The sequence below is a fragment of the Pseudomonas sp. genome, from assembly GCF_026224925.1.
Lineage (GTDB): Bacteria > Pseudomonadota > Gammaproteobacteria > Pseudomonadales > Pseudomonadaceae > Aquipseudomonas.
This window is the reverse complement of sequence record NZ_JAMFRV010000710.1, coordinates 1-15,900: the sequence shown is the minus strand read 5'-3', so window position 1 is coordinate 15,900 and position 15,900 is coordinate 1. Positions and strand designations below refer to the sequence as shown.

Genomic DNA, 15,900 nt, shown 5'->3' with positions numbered 1-15,900 from the left:
CAGCGGCCAGGCCTTCAGCCTGCGCGTGAACGCTGTAGGTCATGGCCGGCAAGGAGGTCGCACGGGTGGTCAATTTCAGCGAGTCAGAGATAGCCGCGGCCATCAATTGAGCCCGCGACGAGGCTGTGATATGCCGCCAGAACGGCGTGTCCAGCCCCGATTGCAGGGTGAACATCACGTCGTCTTTGAGCGTCTGCAAAGATGAGAACTTCTGCAAGCCGCCGCCTTTACCCGGCACAAACAACAGCACTGATTCATCGCTATCCGCTACATCGAGTGCCTGTTGCGTGGTGAATAGCAGCACTCCGTTCAGTGCATAAACCGATTCGGAGGTTGCCAGACACAGTTCAGCCCCACGAATTGAGCCTTCCGACGGATCAAGCATGGCCAACGTTTGCTGGACCAACGTCAGGTCGGCGGCGTTAATGGAACCTTCATAGGCCTGAATCTGAGCTTCGCAGAGCAGAGACTGTTCTCGATACTCGATCAACTTGGCCTTTTGTTCACTGATCAGTTGCGTGTCACCGGTGCTTAACATCGTGACAATGCTTTGCATCGCCAGCGCCGAGGCGTGCAAGGCAGCATGGCTTTCTCGGTACTGAGCCAAGGGTTTGCTGCGCTCGCCCTCTCCTCCAATCCACCCCTGAATACGCAGATCACACAACGCGACTTTCTCACTGCTCAGCGCAGTAAAAGGCGCGGGCGGCAAGCTGCCGAACGATACGATTCGCCGATACAACAAAGCATCATTGGTGGAAATTTCGTCGACGTGGGTGGTCAGAAGATCGGCGGGGGTTTGCACTGTTGCAGTCATGATTGACTCCGGAGTTGATTGATCTCCGAGTGTGCCCAAACGCCCGGGGCGCAATGACTACATAGATACCGCTTGAGGTTTTGCGCCAAACCAACGGGTAAACGCTGGGCGAAAAAAAGCCCGCAATGTGGGCGGGCAAGAGGAAATGAAACCGGTTAGCCGACCGCGTTTAGCTGCCGCGATACGTCGAATAGCTGTAGGGCGAAATCAATAACGGCACGTGGTAATGATCTTGCGTGGCATCAATTCCAAACCTTAAGACGACTACGTCGAGAAAGGCTTGAGCGGGCAATTCCGTGCCTCGGGCACGGTAATAGTTGCCGGCGTGGAATTGCAGTTGATAGACCCCGGTGCGGTAGTCATCACCCTCTAACAGTGGCGCATCGCAGCGGCCATCGTTGTTGGTCACGGCGCTGGTGAGGTGCTCCAGACGATCACCGTCAACCCGGTACAGTTCGATTTTAATGGAGCTGCCGGGACAGCCATGTGCGGCGTCCAGTACGTGCGTCGTCAGTCGTCCCATTGCTTGCCTGCCTTGCGCGGTATGTTGAAAGGTCGATGCCGCTCCACTTCAGTGCACTGATGAGTGCGGCGATGGATGATTAAGACATTTTCCAGATAAATTGTACACAATAAAAACCACGCTTAAGAATGAGCTAACCGTGATTTTAACAAAGTCTCCGTTTAGGGCCGTAATCAAGCGATAAAGGCATCTTGCAGATATAACCTGATCGATCGGGCAAGTTTCTTGCAGGTAGAATATTCTGAAAAATACGAAAAAACAGGCTTACAAAGTGGCTACAAAGTTGTATACAATCGATCCATCGCGGTGGCGCCAGCCTGGATTGACCCGGCAACCACTGCCATTGATGACATGCACAGAAGGAAGAGCGCAGTGAGTGCTGACTATCCACGCGACCTGATCGGTTACGGCAATAACCCACCCCATCCCCACTGGCCGGGGAACGCCCGCGTCGCGCTGTCGTTCGTACTGAATTACGAAGAAGGCGGCGAGCGCAATATTTTACATGGCGATAAAGAGTCGGAAGCTTTCCTCTCGGAAATGGTCTCGGCGCAGCCGTTGCAGGGCGAGCGCAACATGAGCATGGAGTCGCTCTACGAATACGGCAGCCGTGTGGGTGTATGGCGGGTGCTCAAGCTGTTCAAGCAATTCGATATCCCACTGACTGTATTCGCCGTGGCCATGGCCGCGCAGCGTCATCCGGAAGTGATCCGCGCCATGGTTGAGGCCGGTCATGAGATCTGCAGCCACGGTTATCGCTGGATCGACTACCAATATATGGACCCAGCCCAAGAGCGTGAGCACATGCTTGAGGCAATCCGTATCCTCACCGAGATTACTGGCGAGCGACCGCTAGGTTGGTACACCGGCCGCACTGGCCCGAACACCCGGCGGTTGGTGATGGAGGAAGGCGGCTTTCTTTACGACTCCGACACCTACGACGACGACCTGCCTTACTGGGAACCGAACAACCCCACCGGCAAGCCGCATTTGGTGATTCCGTACACCCTCGACACCAATGATATGCGCTTTACCCAAGCCCAAGGCTTCAACAACGGCGATCAGTTTTTCCAGTACCTCAAGGACGCTCTCGATGTGCTGTACGCCGAAGGGGCCGAGGCACCAAAAATGCTCTCGATTGGCTTGCACTGCCGCTTGATCGGACGCCCGGCCCGCTTGGGCGCGCTTAAGCGTTTTCTTGAATACGCCAAAAGCCACGAGCAGGTCTGGTTCAGTCGTCGGGTAGACATCGCACGCCATTGGCACGCTGAACATCCGTTCCAGGCTACAGCGGTGGCGAAATGAGTCGCTTCCAAACCCTGACACCATCGAGCCTGAGCCGAGATGAGTTTGTCGCCGCCTTCGCCGATGTCTACGAGCATTCTCCGTGGGTCGCCGAGGCGGCCTATGACCTGGGCCAGGCCTATGACCTGGGCCAGATCGAAACCCTGCATTCACGTATGAGCGATATCCTGTTGAGTGCTGATCATGCCCGGCAACTGGCGCTGATCAACGCTCACCCGGACCTTGCCGGCAAAGCCGCCGTGCAAGGCCAACTGACCGAAGCCAGCACGCATGAGCAAGCTGGCGCCGGTATCCACCAGTGCTCGGCCGAAGAGTTTCAACGCTTCACCGAGCTGAACGAAGCTTATAAAGCCAAGTTCGCGTTCCCCTTCATCATGGCGGTGAAAGGCAGCGACCGGCATCAAATCCTCGCCGCCTTCGAAACGCGTATTCATAACTCGGTCGAGACTGAGTTCGCCTGCGCGCTGGCCGAGATCAACAAGATTGCGATGTTCCGATTGCAAGCCCTCTGACCGCGCCTATCCCACGCCAATTCTAAAAAAGGCAGACAAGATCAATGAAAGCTTACGCCGCACCGTTCGAGAAGTTCGTCAACCTGGCCGATGCCCGTTTGGGCACCACAATCGTCTCGGTCACCGATGACTGGTTCGCCGACGCCAACCGCCTGTTCCAGCCCACCCCAGCGGTGTGGAAGGAAGGCGTGTTCGACGACAATGGCAAGTGGATGGATGGCTGGGAGTCCCGCCGCAAGCGCTTTGAAGGTTACGACACCGCGATCATTCGTCTCGGCGTGGCCGGCTCGATCAAAGGTGTGGACATCGACACGTCGTTTTTCACCGGTAACTATCCGCCATCCGCCTCGCTGGAAGCGTGCTTCCTGACCTCTGGCGAGCCAGACGAAAACACCCAGTGGACTGAAGTGCTGCCAGCCGTCGAACTCAAAGGCGACAGCCATCACTACCACGCCATCAGCAATGATCAGGCGTACAGCCATTTACGTTTCAATATCTACCCGGACGGCGGCGTCGCGCGCTTGCGGGTATACGGCGTGCCATTCCGCGATTGGTCAACCGTGGGCGACAACGAACAGATCGACCTCGCGGCCGCACTGAACGGCGGCCGCGCACTGGCGTGTTCCGATGAACACTTCGGCCGGATGAGCAACATTCTCAACCCAGGCCGTGGCGTGAACATGGGCGACGGCTGGGAAACCGCACGTCGTCGTACACCGGGCAACGATTGGGTCATCGTCGCATTGGGTCATGCGGGCGTGGTCGAACACGTCGTGGTCGACACACTGCACTTCAAGGGCAACTACCCGGACACCTGCTCAATTCAGGGCGCGTTCGTCAAAGGCGGCACCGACAGCCAGATTGAAACCCAGAGCCTGTTCTGGCGTGAACTGTTGCCAGCGCAGAAACTGGAAATGCACGCCGAGCACAGCTTCGCCGAGCAGATCAAAGCGTTGGGCCCGATCACCCATATTCGTCTGAACGTATTTCCGGATGGCGGCGTGAGTCGCTTGCGCGTGTTGGGTAAAGTAGCGAAGTAACGCAACTCTGTGGGACCGAATTCATTCGGGAAATGGGCAACGCGGTTTCTCTGATACACCGCGTTGTTACCTTCGCGAATGAACTCGCTCCCACAGGGGTACAGAAATTTAGTGATTTTGAGAGAACCATCATGCGCACATTAGTGATCGAACCCCTGAGCAAAGAAGCTTTCGCCCCATTTGGTGACGTTATAGAAACCGATGGCAGCGATCACTTCATGATCAATAACGGTTCGACCATGCGTTTTCATCGGCTGGCAGAAGTGGAAACCGCCACACCAGACGATAAAGCGATCATCAGTATCTTCCGCGCCGAAGCGCTGTCGATGCCGTTGACTGTGTGCATGTTGGAGCGCCATCCGCTGGGCAGTCAGGCGTTCATACCGCTGCTCGGCAACCCCTTTCTGATCGTGGTCGCGCCACTTGGCGATGCACCTGAATCAGAGTTGGTCCGCGCCTTTGTCAGTAATGGCAGGCAGGGCATTAATTACCATCGCGGCGTTTGGCACCACCCGGTGCTGACGATCGAAAAGCGGGATGACTTCCTGGTGGTTGATCGCAGTGGAACAGGCAATAACTGCGACGAGCATTTTTTCGAGGAGGATCAGAAATTGATCCTCGCCCACCAATAAGAAAGGCCTGAACACCCGTAGTGGTGGTTGGCAGAGGTATGCACCATGCAAGCACATATGATGGAATGGCTGAATCTCAGCGTACGCTGGATTCATATGATTACGGGCGTGGCCTGGATCGGCGCCTCGTTCTATTTTGTTTGGCTGGAAAACAACCTGAACCGGGTTAATCCGCGTGACGGTCTGTCGGGCGACTTGTGGGCGATTCACGGTGGCGGTATTTACCACCTGGAGAAATACAAACTCGCGCCACCGACCATGCCGGACAACCTGCACTGGTTCAAATGGGAAGCCTATTTCACCTGGATGTCTGGGGTAGCGCTGCTGTGCGTGGTGTTCTACGCCAACCCGACCCTGTATTTACTGGCGCCCGGCAGTGGCTTGTCCGGTGCGGAAGGCGTGGCCATTGGTATCGGTTCGCTGATTGCCGGTTGGTTCATCTATGACGTGCTGTGCGACTCAGCATTGGGCAAACGCCCTGCCCTGCTCGGCCTGGTTCTGTTCATCGCGCTGATTGCGGCTGCATTTGGTTTCAGCAAAATCTTCAGCGGCCGCGGCGCGTACCTGCATGTCGGCGCCATTATCGGCACGATCATGGTCGGCAACGTGTTCCGCATCATCATGCCGGCACAGCGGGCATTGGTCGCGGCCATCGCCGAAAACCGCACGCCGGACCCAAGCCTGCCGGCCAAAGGCTTACTGCGTTCGCGGCACAACAACTACTTCACCCTGCCCGTGCTGTTCATCATGATCAGCAACCACTTTCCGAGCACGTATGGCAGCCAGTACAACTGGTTGATCCTGGCCGGAATCGCGGTGCTTGCGGTGTTGGTGCGTCACTATTTCAATACCCGCCATAACAGCCACAAATATGCCTGGACCCTGCCAGTCGCAGCGCTGGGGATGATTTGCCTTGCTTACGTCACGGGTCCCGCGCAAGTGTCGAAAACACCTGAAGTGGCGGGCCCTGCGAAAATCGAATACCAGCCGCTGCCAGAAACTGCGTTGGGTGGGCATAGAGCTGATCCAGCCGCAGCGCCAGTAGAACCGGCCGCTCCTGCCGCGCCTAAAGTGACGCAAGCAGCAGGTCCGGATTTCAACCAAGTGCACAGCGTGATCAAAGAACGCTGCGCCGTGTGCCACTCAGCCAACCCGACCAGCCCGCTGTTCAGTGCAGCGCCAGCCGGGGTGATGTTCGACACCGCGCAACAGATCCAGCAAATGGCTCCGCGCATCCAGGCCCAGGCCGTGGTTTCGCAAATCATGCCGCTGGGCAATATCACGCAAATGACCCAACAGGAACGCGACCTGATCGGCGCCTGGATCGATCAGGGGGCGAGGACGAACTAAAACAGTTGCAAGCTTCAAGCTGCAAGAAGAGCGCGTGCGGATCGTGGTTTCTTGTCGCTTGTCGCTTTTAGCTAGGCCCCGATTCCAGCCACTCCCAAAATAAAAATAATTGAGGTGTTGCATGTCCGAGTCAACTCACGCGCGCATCCCCGCCGCGCCGCCACGACAGCCTTTGCCACTGCTGCAAATGATTCTGGTGGGCCTGCAACACGTTCTATTAATGTACGGCGGTGCCGTTGCGGTGCCGCTGATCATTGGCCAGGCTGCTGGCTTGTCCCGTGAAGAAATCGCTTTTTTGATCAACGCCGACCTGCTGGTCGCTGGCATCGCCACCGTGGTGCAATCGCTGGGCATCGGGCCATTGGGCATCCGCATGCCGATCATGATGGGCGCCAGTTTTGCTGCCGTGGGCAGTATGGTAGCAATGGCCGGAATGCCGGGCGTCGGCTTGACCGGAATTTTCGGCGCGACCATTGCTGCCGGCTTTTTCGGGATGCTGATCGCGCCGTTCATGTCGAAAATCGTGCGCTTCTTTCCGCCATTGGTGACCGGCACCGTCATCACCTCTATTGGCCTGTCGTTGTTTCCGGTAGCCGTGAACTGGGCCGGCGGCGGCAGTAAAGCGGTCAGTTTCGGCGAGCCTGTCTACCTCGCTGTCGCAGCTTTGGTGCTGGCGACCATTCTGTTGATCAACCGCTTCATGCGTGGCTTCTGGGTCAATATTTCCGTGCTGATTGGCATGGGCCTGGGTTATGTGTTGTCGGGCTTGATCGGCATGGTCGACCTCAACGGTCTGGCTCAGGCGCCCTGGGTCCGGGTGGTTACGCCGCTGCATTTCGGCATGCCAGAATTTCACCTCGCGCCGATCCTTTCCATGTGCCTGGTGGTGGTGATTATATTTGTCGAATCCACCGGAATGTTCCTCGCGCTAGGCAAAATCACTGATCGTGAAGTTACCCCCAGCATGCTTCGACGCGGCTTGATGTGCGATGCGGCAGCCTCGTTTCTTGCCGGTTTCCTCAACACGTTTACTCACTCTTCGTTCGCCCAGAACATTGGCCTGGTGCAGATGACGGGGGTGCGTTGCCGTTACGTCACGGTGATGGCAGGTGGTTTTCTGATCAGCTTGAGCCTACTGCCGAAAGCAGCGTTTTTGGTGGCGTCGATTCCGCCAGCAGTGCTCGGCGGCGCAGCCATTGCCATGTTCGGCATGGTCGCAGCGACAGGCATCAAGATTCTTCAGGAGGCTGACATCGCCGACCGGCGCAACCAGCTACTGGTGGCCGTCAGCATCGGTATGGGGTTGATCCCCGTGGTACGTCCGGATTTCTTCGCCCATCTGCCGCTATGGATGGGCCCTATCACCCACAGCGGCATCGCCCTCGCGACGCTCAGCGCGGTGTTGTTGAACTTGTTGTTCAACGTGCTCGGCGGCGCTGAACGCGAAGCCATGAACCAGCGCGCGCATCTGCACTGATCACCACACGCTTTAACCACCCAAAAACCGCCAACGGCCGATAGACAATTCCATGTCCATCGGCCATGGCGAAGCCACGCCCAAAAAAAGCCATACCGACAACAGCCCTCCAATAAAAAAACTAGAAACTCAAACCTTGGGAGCACCCGCATGTCCTGTATTTTTTCTCGCCTGATTGCCAGCAGTCTGATCACGGCCGCAAGCGCCTTAGCTATGGGCCAAGCCTTGGCCGGAGACCTTGTGCAATGGCAGAGCAACAGCCTGACGTATTTATGGGGTCAGAACTACGCCGTCAATCCTGAAACCCAACAGACGTTCACCTTCGAGCACGCTGACGGCTGGAAGTACGGCGACAACTTTTTGTTTGTCGACAACACGTTTTACAACGGCAAACCCGACAGCCAAGTCGGCCATTTCGGCCTGTATGGCGAGTTCACGCCGCGCCTGTCGCTGGGCAAGATTTCCGGGCAGAAATTCGAGTTCGGCCCGATCAAAGACGTGTTGCTGGCGATGACTTACGAGTTTGGTAAAGGCAACGTCGAGTCCTACTTGATTGGCCCAGGGTTCGATCTGGCGATCCCCGGCTTCGACTACTTCCAGCTGAACTTCTTCCAGCGTCATCCTGACGGCACACGCCCCGGGAACAACGTCTGGCAGATCACGCCAGTATGGTCCTACACCATCCCGGTGCGCGGGTCGGACATCTTGATCGACGGGTACATGGACTGGGTAGTCGACAACGACAAAAATGCCCGAGGCACCTACCACGCCAACCTGCACTTCAACCCACAGATCAAATATGACCTGGGCAAGGCCATGAGCATGGGCGAGAAGCAGTTGTACGTCGGTATTGAATACGACTACTGGAGCAATAAATACGGGATCGAAAACACTAAGGATTTCGACACCAATCAGAACACCGCGAGTTTGTTGGTTAAAGTGATGTTCTGATTCCGAGATCCATTCACAGGCAAGCCCACAGGTTGTGGATTGTCCAAAATCCGGTGTCATGCCGAGTTTCGGTGGGACCGAACTTGTTCGGGAAGCGGATGGCACGGTCTGTCTGATACTCCGCGTCGTCTGTTTCCCGAACAAGTTCGGTCCCACAGAATTCACACCGGCGATCCCTCCCCTACACCAAACTGCGCTTGACCCAGCTGTACAAATTAAGCCCCTCTCGGGAAAGCTCACTGTCTGTGCGTCGACACAAGTAGTACGCGCGGCCATCGTCCACGGTCAAATCAAACAATTTGACCAACTCCCCGCTGGCCAGATAGGCCGCCACTAATGATTCGCGTAGCAGCGAGCAGCCCAAACTGTTCAGTGTGGCGATAAGCGCTAATTGGCCATCTTCAAACAGCAATCCATTCAGCGCGGTCGGGTGTTTGACGTCGGCGGCGGCGAACCATTGCGCCCACGTGCCGCGTTCTTCGTCGTGCAGTAACGGTAATTCGCTCAAGGCGGCCGGTGTCGCAATCGGCCCATGCTGCTCGGCAAACGCCCGGCTGCAATAAGCGCCCACAGCGCCCGATATCAACGGCTCGCTGAAATAGCCCGGCCAGTGTCCGGTGCCGAAGCGAATCGAGATGTCCGCTGCATCACTGGGGTAACTGCGGTGGTTGGCATACGTGACATTGATGTCGAGCCCTGGATTCTCTTGCAGAAACTCCGCCAGCCGCGGAATGAATAGATTAATCCCGAACATCGGAATCAGGCTGATAGTGACCTGGCGCATGACCGACTTTTCGCGAACATGGTCGGTGGCACTGCGCAGCACCGCGAAAGCGGAGCGAATGGCACGGTAATACTCTCGACCTTCGTCCGTCAGTATCAGATTTCGCCCCTGCCTGGCGGTCAGCGGTTGCCGGAGAAACGTCTCCAGCAACTTTAATTGATGGCTTACCGCAGAAGGCGACACATCCAGTTCACGGGCGGCAGCATTGACTCCCCCATGGCGGGAAAATGCTTCAAACGTACGCACTGCACGTAACGGCGGATCATTGTCCATCTGTTCTATATTTTTCATGTATTGAGTTTAAACCTAAACTTAATCTCATTAAATAGGCCATATCAACAATGAACACAGGAGAGCTATGAATAGACGTTTCTGATATTTGATAAAAACAGAATAAATACTTACTGTGCCCTATCAGAATTTTATCGACCGAGGCACAACGATGAGCATTTACGACGGCGAAATGGGCATTCTCGCCAGACGGCGCATTGAAGCCGAAATAATCAAGCCTATCTACGCGATTCTGGTACGTGATTACGGCCAGGAAAAAGCCGCTGCGGTGATCGGTGAAGCGGTATCACAGGCCGCAGTTGAAGCCGGGCAACAGTTCGCTGCGCGGGAGCCCGAGGGCCCAAGCTTGTCAGGCTTCGTGGCGCTTCAAGAGCTATGGGAAAAGGATGATGCGCTGAAGGTCGAAATCATCGCCAGTGACGCCACGCAATTCGACTATGACGTCAAACGTTGCCGCTACGCCGAGATGTACCACGAGATGGGTTTGGGTGAGATCGGACACCTGTTGTCGTGCAATCGCGACGAACTGTTCATCGTCGGCTACGACCCGAGGGTCGAACTGGTCCGCACGCAAACCCTTATGGGCGGAGCTTCGCACTGTGATTTCCGCTATCGAGTGAAGAATCAGGAGCACAAGGCATGAGCGATCAGCCTTGGGTCAACGGCACTCGCCTGTGGGATTCGCTGATGGAGATGGCCGAGGTCGGCGCGATCCCCAAGGGTGGCGTTTGTCGCCTGGCGTTGAGCGAAGAAGACCGCATCGGCCGCAATCTGTTTGTGCGCTGGGCCACAGAAGCCGGTTGCAGCGTACGTGTGGATGCCATGGGTAATATCTTCGCCCGTCGTGCTGGGCGCAATGACGCATTAGCGCCAGTCATTACTGGCTCCCATGGCGACTCCCAGCCAACCGGCGGCAAATTCGATGGCATCTACGGCGTGCTGGCGGGCATCGAAGTACTGCGCTCATTGAACGATCATCATATCCAGACCGAGCGGCCGATTGAGGTGGTCAACTGGACCAACGAAGAAGGCTCGCGCTTTGCACCGGCGATGATTGCTTCCGGGGTCTACGCCGGGGTGTTCGACCTTGAGTACGGTTTGTCGCGCACTGACTCAGCGGGCATCACGCTGGGTCAGGCGCTAGTACAAATCGGCTATGCCGGCACTGAGCCCATGGGCGGTCAATCAATCCATGCCGCCTTTGAACTGCATATCGAGCAAGGCCCGATTCTTGAAGCCGAGCACGTTACGATCGGCGTGGTGACCGGCGCTCAAGGTCAACGCTGGTACGAAGTCGAATTGACCGGCCGTAGCGCTCATGCCGGCACCACCCCCATGAATCACCGACTGGATGCCCTGCTGGGTTTTGCGCGCATTGTCGAAGCGGTGCACTCGCTGGGGTTGGAGCAAGGCGCCGAGGGTCGTGCGACGGTGGGCATGGCTAACATCTTTCCAAACTCACGCAACGTGGTGCCAGGTCGGGTATTTTTCAGCGTCGAGTTTCGACACCCGGACGAGGCGGTGCTGGTTGAACTGGACCTGAGGCTGCGCGCAGAAGTCGCATTGATCGCCGATGAGATCGGTCTGGCACATCAGGTGGAACAGATTTTCCAGTACGCACCCATTGAGTTTGATGCCGACTGCATCGAACAGGTCAGCAAGGCCGCCACTGAGTTGGGTTACACCCAGCGGCCTATTATTTCCGGCGCTGGGCACGATGCCTGCTACCTCAACCGCGTAGCGCCGACCGCCATGATCTTCGTCCCGTGCGTGGACGGGCTGAGCCACAACGAAGCCGAACACATTCACCCACACTGGGCGGAAGCCGGGGCAAATGTGCTGCTATTGGCGATGCTGGCCAAGGCGAATGAGGTAAGTCAATAACGTTGCAGTACCTTGCAAAGACCGAGATTTCTGTGGGACCGAATTCATTCGGGAAGAGCCACAGCGCGGTGTATCAGACAAACTGCGCCGCCCGCTTCCCGAATGAATTCGGTCCCACATAGAAGATCTGATTACCCCGGATTTGAAACCGACTCCTGCCATCCGCCGCCCAAGCTTTGCACCAGCGCCACGCCGCTTTGGCTGAGCAACCCTTGGGTATCACGCAAACTCTGCTCGGCTTGCAACAGCAGCACTTGCTGGGTCAAAACCGCCTGTTGGCTGACAACGCCCGCCCGCTCTTGCGCTTGCTGGCTGCCGAACAGTTGTTGGTTGCGTTGGTAGATCTGCTGATACGCCGTGGCTTGCTGCTGCAGATGATTAATCGCAGAAAGGTTGTCTTCGACGTTCTGCAAGGCACTGAGTACCGTGCCTTTATAGTTAGCCGCGACTTGGTCGTAGTTGGCTTGCGCAATGTTCACTGCGGCTTGCCGTGCGCCCCCGTCAAACAACGTTTCGGCCAGCGCCGGGCCGAGGGTCCAGATTCGGTTGGGCACTGAGAACAATCCTCCCAACGCACTGCTGCGGTAACCGACTTCGGCGCTCAAGTCGACATTGGGATAAAACGCCGCTTCCGCCAATCCAATCCGCGCATTCGCGGACGCCGCCGTACGTTCAGCCGACACTATATCCGGGCGGCGCTGTAACAAACTCGACGGCACAACCAGTGGCGCCTCAGGCAGCACAAAACTGAAGTCCGCCAGCGGCGCAATTCCAAAATCAGCCGGCGCAGAACCGACCAATACCGCCAGTGCGTGCTCGAACTGCTCCCGCGAGCGCTGCGAAGTCTGCAAGGCCGCGACCACCGTGGTCAGTTGATCCTGCGCAACCAGCAATTGATCATTGGACGCAGTGCCTTGCACGTAATCGGCCTGAATCATGTCCAGCAAACGCTGATTGATATTTTGCTGCTGCTGCAACAGCCGGACGTCGATGTCCAGTTGCCGCAGGCCGAAATAATCGCTGGCGACGCTGGCACTGATTGACAACCGCGCGCCCGCCAACAGCGCATCCGAGGATTGTGCCAAGGCCCTGCTGGACTCGATTCCACGGCGCACCGCACCCCACAAATCCGGCTCCCAGCTCGCAGTCAATGAGGCGCTGACGCTCTGCGAAACACCGCTAGAACTGCTGCTTGATCCCGTGCTCGATGCAGTAGAAGTCGAGCCACTGCTAGTACTGCTGGAACTGCCCCGTGATCCCGACAAACCAGCCGTCAACGTCGGCCACAACCCGGCGCGGCTGGATGCGACCTGCTCCTGCGCCTGCCTGTAAGCAGCCTCAGCAGCAATGATCGACTGATTGGCCTTGGCCGAACGCGCGATCAGATCATTGAGGACCGGGTCCTGATAATGCAGCCACCACTGGCTGTCCAGCGCGCCTTGTGGATTGGCCACAGCGCGCTGCCATTGCGCGCCTTCCTTGAACGACACCGGCAACTCCATCGTAGGCTTCTGGTAATCCGGTCCGACCATGCAACCACCGAGCGTCAGGCTAATAGCCAAGGCCACCGGCAGTGCGAAACGACAATTGAAGACAAACATTTATGCCTCCTGAGTGCCTCGACCCAAGCGTTGGGACGCCCGGTCGAGCCACAAGTAAATGACCGGAGTGGTGTACAACGTCAGCACCTGGCTGAAGAGCAACCCACCAATAATTGAAATACCCAATGGTCGCCGCAGCTCCGAGCCATAGCCGCTGCCCAATACCAACGGCAATGCCCCGAGAATGGCCGCCATGGTGGTCATCATGATCGGTCTGAAACGAATCAGGCAGGCGCGACGAATTGCTTCTTGGGCGCTCCTGCCGTGCTCTATTCTGTCGGTGATCGCGAAGTCGACCATCATGATCGCGTTTTTCTTGACGATCCCGATCAACATAATCACCCCCACCAGCGCAATGATCGACAGCTCGGTTCCGGTCAGCAATAAAGCGATCAACGCGCCGACCCCGGCTGAGGGCAAGGTCGACAGAATGGTCAGCGGGTGCATGGCGTTCTCGTAGAGAATCCCCAGCACGATGTATACACAAAGCAGTGCTGCGACGATCAGTAACGGCTCGCTGGCCACTGAACTTTGAAACACCTGAGCGGTGCCCGCAAACTGGCCGACAACACTGGCCGGCATGCGCAACTGTTCCACGGCGTTGTCCACCAGCGCCGTGGCTTGACCAATGGAGACCCCCGGCGCGAGGTTGAACGACGCGGTTACCGCCGGGAACGTGCCTTGATGGCTGATGGAAATCGCCGTGCGCTCCGAACTGTACGTGGCTATCGCCGACAACGGCACCAGTTGCGGCGCAGCGGTTGCTGAGAACACCGGCACCGGACTTGTGCCCTTACCTTTACTGGCGGCGACCGTGCCAACCGGCACATAAATAGATTTCAGCGCATCAGGGGTATCCCAGTACGGCGGCGCAACTTCCATCACCACGTGGTACTGATTGGCTGCGCGGTAAATGGTAGACACCTGGCGTTGACCGAAGGCGTCGTAAAGCGTTTGGTCCACCTCAGACATACTCACACCAAGCCGAGACGCCGCATCGCGGTTTATCTTCAGGTTGGCCAATAAGCTGTTGTCTTGCTGATCGGTATTGAGGTCTGTCAGTTGCGGCAAGGTGTGCAGCGCCGCCACCACTTTGGGCACCCAAAGGTCCAGGGTTTCCTGGTCGTCAGCGGTCAGCGTGTACTGGTACTGCGCGCCGCTCTGGCGGCCACCGACCGTGATGTCTTGCGCCGACTGTAAATACAGACGGGTGCCTGGCATGGCGCCCAGAGTGTGGCGAATCTGCCCGATGACTTGATCCGCGCCGTCCTTGCGCTCGCTCAGCGGCTTGAGGGTGACAAACAGTTGCGCGCTGTTTATCGCCCCACCTCCGCCGCCACCGCCGCCGACAAAGCCACCCACGGTGGCGACGTTCGGGTTGTGGGTAACTTTTTCGTTGATCTCGGTAAAGGCTTTTTGCATCGCCCCGTACGAGATGCTTTGCGGCGCGACAATGCTGCCCTGAAGACGTCCGGTATCCTCCTGGGGAAAAAAGCCCTTGGGCACCAGTACGTACAGCACGCCAGCCAGAATAATCACCAGGACCGTGATCACACCCATGAGCAACGAGTGTTCGATTACCCAACCCAGGGTCCGGTCGTAGAAGCGGTGAAACCAGGAGTCGGGGTACTCGCTGTCGTTGTGGCCTTCGGCTGGCGCGCGCAGCAACACGCTGGCCAGCATGGGGGTGACGGTCAGCGAGACCAGCATCGAGATCACGATAGCGATGGACAGCGAAATTGAAAACTCACGGAACAAGCGTCCGACGATACCCCCCATCAGCAACAGCGGAATAAATACCGCCACCAGCGAGACACTGATGGTCAGCACGGTGAAGCCGACTTCCCGCGCCCCGGACAACGCGGCCTGTATACGGGTTTCGCCTCTCTCCAGATGGCGCATGATGTTCTCGACTACGACGATAGCGTCGTCGACCACAAAACCAGTGGAGATGGTCAGCGCCATCAACGACAAATTGTTCAGGCTGTAACCCAGGAAGTACATCGCACCAAAGGTGCCCAACAATGACAGCGGCACTACCACGGCCGGGATCAAGGTGCTGCGCCAGTCACGGAAGAACGCAAACGTGACCAAGGTGACCAGCAAAATCGACGCCAGCAACGACACTTCGACATCGTGCAATGACGCACGGATGGTCGTGGTGCGGTCCATCAGCACGTTAATTTTGATGGTCGCCGGAATCGAGCTTTGCAGAAACGGCAGCGCGGCTTTGACCGCATCCACCGCTTCGATCACGTTAGCGCCTGGCTGCTTGAACACCACCAGCAGTACCGCTGGCTGACCATTGGACAGGCCGAAGTTGCGAAGGTCTTCGACGTCTTCGCGCACATAACCGAGGTCGGCGATGTGCACCAGATCGCCGTTGCTTTGCTTGACCACCAACGGCTCGTAATCGTGCATGTTATAGAGCATGTCGTTGGCGTTGACGCCAAACGATTGATTGCCCACTGCCACCGCCCCTTTCGGCAGATTGGCGTTGGAGGCGGCAATCACCCCGCGGACCTGCTCAAGGCTGACGCCGTAGTGATTGAGGCGATCCGGGTTCAGTTCGATGCGCACTGCCGGCAGCGCGCCGCCGCCCACTGTGACGTCGCCGACGCCGGGGGTTTGCAGCAGCTTTTGCTCCAGCAAGGTAGAAGCCGCGTCGTACATTTGCCCCGGAGTGGCGGAGTCGGACGTCAGACTGATGATCAGAATCGGCGCATCGGCCGGGTT

At 57.4% G+C, this 15,900-nt stretch carries 14 protein-coding genes; 9 read left to right on the top strand and 5 right to left on the bottom strand.

The genetic code is table 11. From position 1 onward, the window contains the following. Together M0974_RS29655 and uraH are read right to left on the bottom strand one after the other, a co-directional pair. Window positions 1-814, bottom strand: an 814-nt coding sequence (locus M0974_RS29655) for a DUF6543 domain-containing protein (protein WP_297845417.1), incomplete at its 3' end; no start/stop codon positions are given. 169 nt (window positions 815-983) lie between these two features. Further along, the gene (gene uraH / locus M0974_RS29650) at window positions 984-1,337 is read right to left on the bottom strand and encodes a hydroxyisourate hydrolase (RefSeq protein ID WP_297845416.1); all 354 of its coding nucleotides are present in this window, start codon (window positions 1,335-1,337) and stop codon (window positions 984-986) included. Between the two features lie 372 nt (window positions 1,338-1,709). Here uraH and puuE point away from each other — a divergent pair, with 372 nt between their 5' ends. From puuE to M0974_RS29615, 7 genes are all read left to right on the top strand, one after another. Further along, the gene (puuE, locus tag M0974_RS29645; RefSeq protein ID WP_297845414.1) at window positions 1,710-2,642 is read left to right on the top strand and encodes an allantoinase PuuE; all 933 of its coding nucleotides are present in this window, start codon (window positions 1,710-1,712) and stop codon (window positions 2,640-2,642) included. Further along, window positions 2,639-3,154: a 2-oxo-4-hydroxy-4-carboxy-5-ureidoimidazoline decarboxylase gene (gene uraD / locus M0974_RS29640; protein ID WP_297845413.1), complete on the top strand. Its 516-nt coding sequence runs from the start codon at window positions 2,639-2,641 to the stop codon at window positions 3,152-3,154. The genes puuE and uraD overlap by 4 nt, the downstream gene beginning before the upstream one ends. A gap of 44 nt (window positions 3,155-3,198) precedes the next feature. Further along, a complete protein-coding gene (gene alc, locus M0974_RS29635) occupies window positions 3,199-4,194 on the top strand; it encodes an allantoicase (protein ID WP_297845411.1) in 996 nt (331 codons plus the stop codon). A gap of 131 nt (window positions 4,195-4,325) precedes the next feature. Continuing rightward, window positions 4,326-4,826, top strand: coding sequence for an ureidoglycolate lyase (locus M0974_RS29630; RefSeq protein ID WP_297845419.1), 501 nt, complete (start codon window positions 4,326-4,328; stop codon window positions 4,824-4,826). A 45-nt stretch (window positions 4,827-4,871) separates the two neighbouring features. Further along, a complete protein-coding gene (locus M0974_RS29625) occupies window positions 4,872-6,176 on the top strand; it encodes a urate hydroxylase PuuD (protein WP_297845410.1) in 1,305 nt (434 codons plus the stop codon). A gap of 121 nt (window positions 6,177-6,297) precedes the next feature. Next, complete coding sequence (locus tag M0974_RS29620; RefSeq protein ID WP_297845408.1) at window positions 6,298-7,653, top strand: nucleobase:cation symporter-2 family protein; 1,356 nt, start codon at window positions 6,298-6,300, stop codon at window positions 7,651-7,653. 150 nt (window positions 7,654-7,803) lie between these two features. Further along, complete coding sequence (locus M0974_RS29615; RefSeq protein ID WP_297845407.1) at window positions 7,804-8,604, top strand: outer membrane protein OmpK; 801 nt, start codon at window positions 7,804-7,806, stop codon at window positions 8,602-8,604. 181 nt (window positions 8,605-8,785) lie between these two features. On the opposite strand, the gene M0974_RS29610 is transcribed toward M0974_RS29615, so the two are convergent. Beyond that, window positions 8,786-9,679 (bottom strand): LysR substrate-binding domain-containing protein, encoded by an 894-nt coding sequence (locus M0974_RS29610; protein ID WP_297845405.1) that lies wholly within the window; start codon window positions 9,677-9,679, stop codon window positions 8,786-8,788. 151 nt (window positions 9,680-9,830) lie between these two features. On the opposite strand from M0974_RS29610, the gene M0974_RS29605 reads away from it, so the two are divergent. Continuing rightward, window positions 9,831-10,322: an L-2-amino-thiazoline-4-carboxylic acid hydrolase gene (locus tag M0974_RS29605; RefSeq protein WP_297845404.1), complete on the top strand. Its 492-nt coding sequence runs from the start codon at window positions 9,831-9,833 to the stop codon at window positions 10,320-10,322. Beyond that, window positions 10,319-11,563 (top strand): M20 family metallo-hydrolase, encoded by a 1,245-nt coding sequence (locus M0974_RS29600; protein WP_297845402.1) that lies wholly within the window; start codon window positions 10,319-10,321, stop codon window positions 11,561-11,563. Before M0974_RS29605 ends, M0974_RS29600 begins: the two co-directional genes overlap by 4 nt. A gap of 131 nt (window positions 11,564-11,694) precedes the next feature. On the opposite strand, the gene M0974_RS29595 is transcribed toward M0974_RS29600, so the two are convergent. Both M0974_RS29595 and M0974_RS29590 read right to left on the bottom strand, forming a co-directional pair. Continuing rightward, window positions 11,695-13,164, bottom strand: coding sequence for an efflux transporter outer membrane subunit (locus M0974_RS29595; RefSeq protein ID WP_297845400.1), 1,470 nt, complete (start codon window positions 13,162-13,164; stop codon window positions 11,695-11,697). Next, window positions 13,165-15,900 (bottom strand): efflux RND transporter permease subunit (locus M0974_RS29590; RefSeq protein ID WP_297845398.1); only part of this gene is annotated, 2,736 nt, incomplete at its 5' end.

Bases quoted from the DNA above. Each gene is read 5' to 3' on its own strand.
- M0974_RS29610 (WP_297845405.1), bottom strand. From the start codon at position 9,679: ATGAAAAATATAGAACAGATGGACAATGATCCGCCGTTACGTGCAGTG.
- M0974_RS29600 (WP_297845402.1), top strand. From the start codon at position 10,319: ATGAGCGATCAGCCTTGGGTCAACGGCACTCGCCTGTGGGATTCGCTG.
- uraD (WP_297845413.1), top strand. From the start codon at position 2,639: ATGAGTCGCTTCCAAACCCTGACACCATCGAGCCTGAGCCGAGATGAG.
- M0974_RS29595 (WP_297845400.1), bottom strand. From the start codon at position 13,164: ATGTTTGTCTTCAATTGTCGTTTCGCACTGCCGGTGGCCTTGGCTATT.
- uraH (WP_297845416.1), bottom strand. From the start codon at position 1,337: ATGGGACGACTGACGACGCACGTACTGGACGCCGCACATGGCTGTCCC.
- M0974_RS29615 (WP_297845407.1), top strand. From the start codon at position 7,804: ATGTCCTGTATTTTTTCTCGCCTGATTGCCAGCAGTCTGATCACGGCC.
- alc (WP_297845411.1), top strand. From the start codon at position 3,199: ATGAAAGCTTACGCCGCACCGTTCGAGAAGTTCGTCAACCTGGCCGAT.
- M0974_RS29620 (WP_297845408.1), top strand. From the start codon at position 6,298: ATGTCCGAGTCAACTCACGCGCGCATCCCCGCCGCGCCGCCACGACAG.
- M0974_RS29605 (WP_297845404.1), top strand. From the start codon at position 9,831: ATGAGCATTTACGACGGCGAAATGGGCATTCTCGCCAGACGGCGCATT.
- M0974_RS29630 (WP_297845419.1), top strand. From the start codon at position 4,326: ATGCGCACATTAGTGATCGAACCCCTGAGCAAAGAAGCTTTCGCCCCA.
- M0974_RS29625 (WP_297845410.1), top strand. From the start codon at position 4,872: ATGCAAGCACATATGATGGAATGGCTGAATCTCAGCGTACGCTGGATT.